Here is a 9592-nt window from a genome sequence, read left to right on the forward strand (position 1 = left end):
CCCCGCCCCGCCGCCCCCGGGAAGGGGCCCGGGCGCCGCCGCCGCCCCGTGCTGCTGCCGGCCGTGCTGCTCGCCGTGGCCCTGCTGCTCACCGCCTTCGCCCTGCACGCCCGCGACCGCGCCGACCGGCTCACCGGCACCCCCGCCGGGCGCAACACCGCGCTCAGCGACCCCGCCCGTACCGCGGAGGTCCAGGCGGCCGTGACCGAGGCCGTGAACGCGCTGTTCTCCTACGATCACACCGATCCCGAGGCCACCGACCGGGCGGCGGACCGGCTGCTGACCGGCCCGGCCGTGGCCGAGCACCGCGACCTGTTCGCCGATGTCCGCGAGCGGGGCGAGCAGGAGCGGCTGGTCCTGGTCACCTCGGTCACCCACACCGGAGTGGAGTGGCTGGAGGGCGACCGGGCCCGCGTGCTGGTCTATGCCGACCAGCGCTCCACCAGCACCGCCGCCGGGCAGCGCATGGAGGGCGAGCCCGGCACGGACGGCACAGACGGCACGGAGAGCGGGGACAGCGGGGACAGCGGGGACAGCGGGGACGGTGGGCCCACGCTGGCCGCCGCCCTGCTGGCCGTGGAGACGNGGTGGGCCCACGCTGGCCGCCGCCCTGCTGGCCGTGGAGACGGCCCGCGACGCCGGCGGCGGCTGGCGTCTCACCCGCCTGGAGACCTACGGCTGAGCCCCGCCCCTCCCCTCCGGCCACGGGAAGCTCCCGGCCCCCGCCGCGGTTGTCGTCCACATGAACGCTGAGCCCGTGGCCGCCGGCCCCGCCGCCGGCGGTTCCGTCGACGTGGTGGTGATCGGTGCGGGGCAGGCCGGGCTGTCGGCCGCCTACCATCTGCGCCGCACCGGGTCCGTGCCGGGCCGGGACTTCGTGGTGCTCGACCACCAGTCCGGGCCCGGCGGCGCCTGGCGCCACCGCTGGCCCACCCTCACCTACGGCCGGGTGCACGGCATGCACGCGCTGCCCGGGATGGAACTCTCCGGAGCGGACCCCGACCGCCCCTCCTCGGAGGTCATCGGCGCCTACTTCGCCGACTACGAACGCGCCTTCGGCCTGCCCGTGATCCGGCCGGTGCACGTCACCGCGGTGCGGGACACCGCCGACGGCAGCGGGCGGCTGCTGGTCGTCACCGGCCACGGCCGCTGGCGCACCCGTGCCGTGATCAACGCCACCGGCACCTGGGACCGCCCCTTCGTCCCGCACGTTCCCGGCATGGCCTCCTTCCGGGGCCGCCAGCTGCACACCGCCCGGTACCCGGGTCCGGACGCCTTCGCCGGTGACCTGGTGGTGGTGGTCGGCGGGGGAGCGTCCGCCGTCCAGCACCTGATGGAGGTCGCGGAGACCGCCCGGGCCACCACCTGGGTCACCCGCCGGCCGCCCCTCTTCCGGGAGGGCGAGTTCGGCGAGCAGCAGGGGCGGGCGGCCGTGGCCCTGGTCGAGGACCGGGTGCGGCAGGGCCTGCCGCCGCGCAGCGTGGTCTCGGTCACCGGTCTGCCGCTCACCGAGCAGGTCCGGCGTGCCCGGGAGAACGGCGTCCTGGAGCGCCACCCCATGTTCGACCGGATCACCCCCGACGGGGTGGTCTGGGACGAGCGGCCGGACCGCCCCGGCCGGTCGGTGGCCGCCGGCACGATTCTCTGGGCCACCGGCTTCCGCCCGGTCATCGCCCATCTGGCGCCGCTGCGGCTGCGGGAGCCGGGCGGCGGCATCCGGCTCGCCGGCACCCGCGTGGTCCGCGACCCGCGCGTCCATCTGGTCGGCTACGGCCCGTCCGCCTCCACCATCGGGGCCAACCGGGCCGGCCGGGCCGCCGTGCACGACCTGCGCACCACCGTCCTCGCCGGCGAGGTCATCGCGGGGTGACGACCCGCCCGTGCCGGTCGCGGCCGGACCCGCCCTCGGCGCACCGGGCGGGTGACCGGGAGGGCCGCCGCGGGGGCGGGCGGTGACGGGCCCGCGCCCTACCGGGTGCGGCCCCGCTCCCGGGTGCCCTGCGCCTTCGGCGCGTCCCGTCTGTCCTGTGTGTCCGGTGTGTCCCGTGCGCCTTCGGGGTCCCTGCCGCGGCGGGCACGGCTGGGCTGGACCCGTTTCGGCTCACCGGCCATCTTGGGGTGGTCCGGGGGGTAGGGCATGTCGCCCAGCCCGTGGTCGTGCTCGTCGCGGTCGGCCAGCTCCAGGACGGTGTCGAGACGGAAGCGGTGCTCCTCCATGTCCGCGTGCACGTCCCCCAGCTCCGCATAGCGGCGGGGCATGGTCTCCAGGTCGAAGTCCTCCGGCCGGGCGCCGCCGGCCAGCTCCTCCCAGCGCAGCGGGGCCGACACGGTGGCGCGGGGGCGCGGGCGGACCGAGTACGGGCTGGCCATGGTGCGGTCCCGGGCCATCTGGTTGTAGTCGACGAAGATCTTCTCGCCCCGCTCCTCCTTCCACCAGGCGGTGGTGATCCGGTCCGGCGCCCGCCGCTCAAGCTCCCGCCCGATGGCGATGACCGCCCGTCTGACCTCGGTGAATGTCCACTCCGGCAGGATCGGCACGAAAACATGCAGGCCGCGCCCGCCGGAAGTCTTGGGCCAGCCGCGCAGCCCGAGCCCGTCCAGCAGCGCGTGCAGTTCGCCGGCGGCCCGCACCGCGTCGGGGTAGTCCGTGCCGGGCTGCGGGTCGAGGTCGATGCGCAGCTCGTCGGGGTGGTCGGCCCGCCCGCGCCGCACCGGCCAGGGGTGGAAGGTGAGGCAGCCCAGATTCGCCGCCCAGATCACCGCGGCCGGCTCGGCCGGGCAGATCTCGTCGGCGTACCGCCCGCTGGGGAAGGTGATCCGCTCCGTCCCGATCCAGTCGGGCAGGCTCTTGGGGGCCCGCTTCTGGTAGAAGGACTCGCCGCCGACACCGTCCGGATACCGCTCCAGCATGGTCGGCCGGTCGCGCAGCCCCCGGACCACGCCGTCCGCCACCGCCAGGTAGTAGCGGGCCACGTCCATCTTGGTGAAGCCGCGCTCCGGGAAGTACACCTTCTCCGGACTGGACAGCCGTACCGTGCGCTCCCCGACGGTCAGCTCCACGGCGTCGCCTTTGCCTGCCATGCCCTCAAGCTAGGCCGGTCACCCGTCCGCCGCCTCCCGGGAGACGCGGCGCACCCGTGGTCACACACTTTCGATCATGGACCTCCCGGTGATGCCGTTCGTCAGACCCATGCTGGCCAAGTCCGCCGCCCGCATCCCGCCGGGCATGCACTACGAGGGCAAATGGGACGGGTTCCGGGCGCTGGTGTACCGGGACGGGCCGGAGCTGGAGATCGGCAGCCGCGGCGCCAAGCCGCTGACCCGCTACTTTCCCGAGCTGGCCGCCGCCCTGGCGGACCGGCTGCCGTACCGGGTGGTGGTGGACGGCGAGATCGTGATCGCCCGGGGCGGCCGGCTGGACTTCGACGCCCTCCAGGAGCGCATCCACCCGGCCCGGTCCCGGGTGCGCATGCTGGCCGAGCGCACCCCGGCCGACTTCATCGCCTTCGACCTGCTCGCCGTGGAGGACCAGTCCCTGCTGGACGTCCCGTTCTCCGACCGGCGCCGGCTGCTGGTGGCGGCGCTGCGCGACGCCACCGCGCCGCTTCACCTGGCACCGGCCACCACCGACCTGGCCGAGGCGGAGCGCTGGTTCGAGCAGTACGAGGGCGCGGGCCTGGACGGTGTCGTCGCCAAACCCTTCGGCCTGCTCTACCGTCCCGACCAGCGCCTGATGATCAAGGTCAAGCACGAGCGGACCGCGGACTGCGTGGTGGCCGGCTACCGCGTGCACAAGACCGGCGCGGGCGTCGGCTCGCTGCTGCTCGGGCTCTACGACGACACCGGCCGGCTTCAGCACGTCGGCGTCTGCGGCGCCTTCTCCGCCCGGCGCCGGGCCGAGCTCGTCACCGAGGTCGAGCCCTTCCGGATGACCGATCCGGCCGGCCATCCGTGGGCGGCCTGGCAGGACGAGGCGGCGCACGCCGAGGGCCGGCTGCCGGGCGCGGTGAGCCGGTGGTCGGGCTCGGGCGCCGGGGCCAAGGACCCGTCCTGGATCCCGCTGCGGCCGGAGCGCGTCTGCGAGGTCGCCTACGACCACCTGCAGGGGGACCGCTTCCGCCACACCGCCCAGTTCCGCCGCTGGCGGCCGGACCGCGAGCCGGGCCAGTGCACCTACGCCCAGCTGGAGGAGCCCGTGCGCTTCGACCTCGGGCAGATCCTGAGCGGCTCCGGTGCGGGATGACCCCGGGCCGCACCGGCGGCGGCCGGCTCAGCCCATGGGCGGTGCGGTCGGCGCCGGGCCCAGCGTGGTGGTTCCCGGTGTGGCGCGGTGCCCGAGCCCGGTCCGGTAGGCGTCCATGGCGGCGTCGGCACGCCCCTCGCGGCGGAACAGATCGCCGAGCAGCAGGCAGATGTCGGCCAGGTCCCCGGCCTGGCCGGCCTGCTCCAGCAGGCTCATGGCCGTGGCGTAGTGCCGCTCGGCCGCCTCGTTGTCGCCCGCCTCCGCGGCCATCATGCCCAGCAGCCGGTGCGCCGCCCCCACGTGCATCGCCCCCGGGTCGGGCGCCTCGTCGCCCAGCAGGCCCTGCAGCAGCTCCCTGGCCTCCGCCTGCTTCCCGCGCCGCCGCAGCACATCCGCCAGTTCGATCTCCACCTGGGCGGCGTAGAGCGCGGCGTGCCGGGCCGCCAGGATGGTCCGCGCGGTGCGCAACTCCCGCTCGGCCCGCTCCAGATCGCCGTTCTGGGCGTGCACGTAGCCGCGCATCCAGTGGCAGTTGGCCAGCTCGGTGCGGATCTGCAGCTGCTGGTACAGCTCGGCCGCCTTGGTGAGGGAGGCGTCGGCCTCGGCGATCCGGCCCTCCGCCAGCAGGGTCCGGGCCACCTGCCGGTGCATCTGCGCCACCAGCGCCGGATCGGTCACCTGCGCGGCCAGCGCCAGTGCCAGCTCGGCGGCGTGCGACGCACGGGCCGGCGCGCCCAGATCCATGTACGGCCCGATCACGGCCGTGTAGAGCAGCAGCAGGGCGTCCGGATGGTGCAGCCCCGACGCGTTGAGCCCGTCGATCGTGCTCTCCAGCAGGTAGACGGCATACCGCAGCTCCCCGGTGAGCAGATGGGTGATCGCCCGGCCCCGGACCGCCGGGACCCGCTGCGGCAGCGGCGCCTCGGCCAGCAGCTTCTCCGCCGCCTCGAACCGCTCCCGGGCCGAGAGGACGTCCCCGGTCTCCAGGGCGCAGTGGCCGAGGCCCAGCAGCGCGGTGGCGCACTCCGCCTCCAGCCCGTGCCGCTCGGCCTCGGCCAGCAGCTGCCGGTACTGCTCCGCGGCCCGTTCGGCGCTCCCGGTGGCCAGTTCCCGCTGCGCCCCCGTCAGCCGCAGCCGGAGTTCGGTGGCGAAGTGCGCGGGCTGGCCGGTGGCGAGCTCCTCGTAGCCGACCTTGAGCCGCTCGGCCAGGAACCGCAGCGCCTTTTCCGAGGGCCGGACCCGGCCGGCCTCCAGTGTGGAGATGTACGCGGCGGTGTACGCGGGTTCGGCGAGCTGGCGCTGGGTGAGCCCCAGTTCGGTGCGCAGCCGCAGCACCCGCCGGCCGATCGCCTCCGGGGACGTGCGGTCCTCCTCAGCGCCGCCCGGCACCTCCGCCCTGGCCACCATGCATGCCTCCGCGCCCCCTGCGATCGGCCGCCCGGACCCCGCCCCGACGCCGTCCCCGTCACCCTACCCCCAGGGCCGGGGGCGTACCGGCCCGGGCCGGGACCGGGCGGGCGGCCGGGCCGCCGCCGATGGCGAGGCAGCGGGCGTGCCCCTCGCGCGGGTGTCCGTCCGCACGGCCTCCGCCCGGTGCGCGTCCCGGCCGCCCCGCGGCCCCGGCGGGCGCCCGGCCGCCGCCGGAGGGAATCGCCCCCGCCGAGGAAATGTCCGAAAAGTTAGGAACTATCCGGTGTTGTCGTTCGACGGGTTCCGGCGCGGGCACGTGGAGGGCATGGAAACGGCAAGGACAGAAGACACCGGGGCAGCGGAAGGGGGCCGCGGGAAGAAGAGCCGGATCGGATCGGTGGGACGGATGGGCTCGCTCGGGGCCCTCACCGCGCACGTCCTGCTGCCGTTCCTGGCGCATGCCGGCTGGTACGTCGTCGCCGCGGCGACCCTGGTCGTGGTGATCACCTGCGAGATCAGCAGCCGGCGCCGCACCAACTGGCTGGTGGCGGTGGCCACCCTGGCCCTGGCGGCGGTCGTGCTGCGCATGGAATGACCCTCCCGCGCGGCCGGGCAGGGCCCCTCACAGGCGCTCGAATCCGCGCAGGCGCTCCCAGTCGGTGACCGCCGCCCGGCAGGCGGCCAGCTCGGTGCGGGCGGCCTGGGCGTAGTGGGCCACCACCGCGGGCCCGAACACCGTGGCGGCGATCTCGCTGTGCTCCCAGCGGTGCAGCGCCTCGTCCAGCGTGGCGGGCAGCCGCGGCACCGACGGGTCGGCCAGGGCGTTGCCCGCGTGCTCCTCGCCGAGCGGCAGCTCGTGCTCGATGCCGTAGCGGCCGGCGGCCAGCGCCGCGGCCACCACCAGGTACGGGTTGGCGTCGCCGCCCGGCACCCGGTGCTCGATGCGCAGCGAGAGACCGGACCCCACCACCCGGACCGGGCAGGTGCGGTTGTCCCGGCCCCAGGCGATACCGGTGGGGGCGAAGGCGCCCGGCTGCAGCCGCTTGTAGGAGTTGATGTTGGGCGCCATCAGCAGCGTGAAGTCGGCCAGGCAGGCGAGCTGGCCCGCCACGAAGTGCCGCATCAGCGGCGACATGCCGTCCGCGGCGGACGGATCGGCCAGCACCGGGGTGCCGTCCGCGGCCCGCAGCGAGAGGTGCAGATGGCAGGAGTTGCCCTCCCCCTCGTCGTACTTCGCCATGAAGGTGACCGCGCGCCCCTCCTGCTCGGCGATCTGCTTCACCCCGGTCTTGAAGAAGACGTGGTTGTCGCAGGTGGCCATGGCTTCGGCATAGCGGAAGACGATCTCGTACTGCCCGGGGTGGACCTCGGCCCGGGCGGTCTCCATGGCCAGCCCGGCGGCGGTCATCTCCCGCCGGATGCGCCGGGCCAGGGGCTCCAGCCCGGCCAGGCCCTGCAGCGTGTAGTCCGCGTTGTGCCGGGTCGCCGGACGCAGCCCGTGGTAGCGGCGCTCGTGGGCCGCCGCCGGGGAGTCCTCGAAGACCAGGAACTCCAGCTCGGTCCCGGCCCAGGCGGTCAGCCCGTCGCCGGCCAGCCGGTCGAGCTGCTCGCGCAGCACGCGGCGCGGCGCCACCGCGACCGGTTCCCCGTCCGGCCAGGCCGCGTCGGCCAGCACCAGGGCCGTGCCCGGGTCCCAGGGCAGGAAACGGACGGTGGCCGGGTCCGGGTGCAGCACGAAATCCCCGAAGCCGGCCTGCCAGGCGTCGATGGCATAGCCCGGCCCGGTGTTCATCTCGGCGTCCGTGGCCAGCAGATACAGGCAGGCGCCGAAGCCGCGCCCGGCGATCTCGTCCAGGAAGTACGGCACGGACAGCCGGCTGCCCTGGAGCCGGCCCTGCAGATCGGGCAGGGCCACGATGACCTCCTCCAGCCGCCCGGCCGCGGCCTCCTCGCGCAGCCGCCGGTACGGGTCCGGCGCGGACGCGGCGCTCACCGGCCCTCCTCCGCACCGGCGGCGGCCAGCGGGTTGGCCACGGTGCCGTGCACCACGTCGAAGCCCTCGTCCCGCTCGGCACGGTCGTGGAAGCCCCCGCCCAGCAGCTGCTCGCGGTTCAGCGCCACCCGGTCGAACTCCGGGGCGAACAGGCCGAAGTCCTCGGCCCGGCCGGAGAGTTCCGGGAAACGGCGGTGGTAGCGCTCGATCTCGGCGCGCACCAGCGCCCAGAACTCCGCCTCCGGCACGCCCAGATGCTCCTCCACCAGCGGGGCGAAGAAGCGGAAGTGGCCGGCGAAGACCGCGGAGAGCAGCGAGTGCGCCAGCTCGTGCGCGGGCCAGCGCAACAGCACCCGGCCGGCCCGGCCGGACAGCGCGTCGTACTCCGGGCGCCGCTCCGGCAGCAGGTTGACGTCCTCGGCGAAGTCCTTGACCGCGATGCCCACCGGCACCTCGGCGGCGTCGTGGATGACGACGGTGTTCTCCCCGTGCGGGCAGAAGGCGGTGCCGTACCGGTACAGGTGGTGCAGCAGGCCGGGCAGCAGCGCGGCGAGGAAACGGGCCAGCCAGTCGCGGGCGGACAGCCCGGAGCGCGCCACCAGCTCGGCGACCAGGGCGCGGCCGTCCGAGCCGGTCTTGAGCAGCGCGGCCATGGTGCGGGCCTTCTCGCCCCGGCGCAGCAGCGCCGGCAGCGGCTCGCGCCACACCGCGCCCAGCAGTTCGTGGTAGCGGTAGGGCGCGTCGCCGATCTGCTCGTACAGCGGATGGTGCACGGCCACGGACGCCACCTCGCCCAGCGGGTGGAAGCGGAGCTCCTCCCGCAGGTACGGGTCGGCCTCGCGCAGCGCGTGCAGCCAGGCGGTGATGTCCGGCGCGGCGGCGGTCGGCTCGGTGGACAGCCCGCGCCACACCAGCGTGTTGCGGATCAGCAGCGGGACCTTGACGTTGCGGCGGTGCGGGTGGTCCAGATTGGCCAGGGTGCGGATGGACTGCAGCGGCCGGTAGCGGTCCGGGCCCTCGCCGAGCCGGACCATGCGTCCGTCGGCCAGGTAGGGCGCGAACAGCGGGACCACCGCCTCGTCCCAGTGGAAGGGGTGCACGGGCAGCCAGACGAAGTCGGCGGGGGAGCGGCCGACGGCCGTGCAGGCGTCCTCCAGGGCGGTGGCGAACTGCTTGCGGGTGGTCCCGTCCAGCTCCTCGGCCAGCAGCAGCTCCTGGGCGTCCAGCCCGGGGACGCCGGCGTAACCGGCCAGGGTGGTGTGCACGGCGGCCCAGACCAGCCGCACGGTCCCGGCCGCCTCGGGGGCGTAGGCGGCGGCGTCGGAGGCGGAGAAGCCCAGGCGGCCCTTGTTGAGCACCATGCAGGGGTGGCCGTCCTGGTGGGCCTCCAGCTCCAGGTGGTCCAGGTCGGCCAGGGCGGCGGCGGGCAGCGCGCGGGCCAGGGTGTGCGCCTCGGCGCGCCGGGTGGCGAGCAGTTCGCGCAGTGCCTCGGCGGTGGTCGGGCCGTCCCAGCCCAGGACCCCGCGGGCGTCCAGGAAGAGCTGCTCGGGGCCGGTCCCGGTGTCCGGGCCCGGCGCGGGGTGGCGGCGCACCGAGGACTCGTCGATGCGCCAGGTGCCGAAGGTGCCGCGGACGGCGCGGAAGGTCCAGTGCACGCCCCCGCCCAGGTCCAGGCGGTAGGCGTCACCGGCCGGACCGGCCGGACCGGCCGGTGCGGCGGGGTCGGGCACCGGGGTGAGCAGTTCCTCGTAGGCGAACTCGGCGAGCGCCTTGGTCAGCAGCCGGCGCCCGGCGGCTGCCCAGGCGTCCCGGCCGGGGTGATCGGTGCGGTCGGCAGGGGCGGCGGGGATCATCGGACGTGCTCCTCGGTCTGAACGGACGGAAGGGTGTGGCGGGCGCCGGCGGCGCCGGACGGGGCGGTGCCGCCGGCAGGCTGCCCGGCCGGC

Annotated in this window: 7 protein-coding genes; 3 read left to right on the top strand and 4 right to left on the bottom strand. The window is 75.5% G+C overall.

Annotated features, from left to right (window positions below):
• Positions 1 to 742 precede the first annotated feature (742 nt).
• Positions 743 to 1870, top strand: coding sequence for an FAD-dependent oxidoreductase (locus tag GQS09_RS23990; protein ID WP_165989628.1), 1128 nt, complete (start codon positions 743 to 745; stop codon positions 1868 to 1870).
• 98 nt (positions 1871 to 1968) lie between these two features.
• Here GQS09_RS23990 and ligD read toward each other — a convergent pair whose 3' ends face one another.
• The gene (ligD, locus tag GQS09_RS23995; protein WP_165989630.1) at positions 1969 to 3081 is read right to left on the bottom strand and encodes a non-homologous end-joining DNA ligase; all 1113 of its coding nucleotides are present in this window, start codon (positions 3079 to 3081) and stop codon (positions 1969 to 1971) included.
• Positions 3082 to 3157: 76 nt separating this feature from the next.
• Here ligD and GQS09_RS24000 point away from each other — a divergent pair, with 76 nt between their 5' ends.
• Entirely contained in the window at positions 3158 to 4243 is a 1086-nt protein-coding gene (locus tag GQS09_RS24000; protein WP_165989633.1) for an ATP-dependent DNA ligase, read from the top strand.
• Positions 4244 to 4270: 27 nt separating this feature from the next.
• Here the strand turns inward: GQS09_RS24000 and GQS09_RS24005 are convergent, their stop codons facing one another.
• Positions 4271 to 5650 carry a helix-turn-helix transcriptional regulator gene (locus tag GQS09_RS24005; RefSeq protein ID WP_165989635.1) on the bottom strand — a complete coding sequence of 460 codons (1380 nt, stop codon included), beginning with the start codon at positions 5648 to 5650 and terminating at the stop codon, positions 4271 to 4273.
• 409 nt (positions 5651 to 6059) lie between these two features.
• Here GQS09_RS24005 and GQS09_RS24010 point away from each other — a divergent pair, with 409 nt between their 5' ends.
• Positions 6060 to 6248: a hypothetical protein gene (locus GQS09_RS24010; RefSeq protein ID WP_165989637.1), complete on the top strand. Its 189-nt coding sequence runs from the start codon at positions 6060 to 6062 to the stop codon at positions 6246 to 6248.
• A gap of 27 nt (positions 6249 to 6275) precedes the next feature.
• Here GQS09_RS24010 and GQS09_RS24015 read toward each other — a convergent pair whose 3' ends face one another.
• A complete protein-coding gene (locus GQS09_RS24015) occupies positions 6276 to 7646 on the bottom strand; it encodes a glutamine synthetase family protein (RefSeq protein WP_165989639.1) in 1371 nt (456 codons plus the stop codon).
• Positions 7643 to 9499, bottom strand: a complete 1857-nt coding sequence (locus tag GQS09_RS24020; RefSeq protein ID WP_165989641.1) for an IucA/IucC family siderophore biosynthesis protein — start codon at positions 9497 to 9499, stop codon at positions 7643 to 7645. The genes GQS09_RS24015 and GQS09_RS24020 overlap by 4 nt, the downstream gene beginning before the upstream one ends.
• Between the last annotated feature and the right edge of the window lie 93 nt (positions 9500 to 9592).

It is taken from the genome of Streptomyces sp. YIM 98790 (genome assembly GCF_011421595.1).
GTDB lineage: Bacteria > Actinomycetota > Actinomycetes > Streptomycetales > Streptomycetaceae > Streptomyces.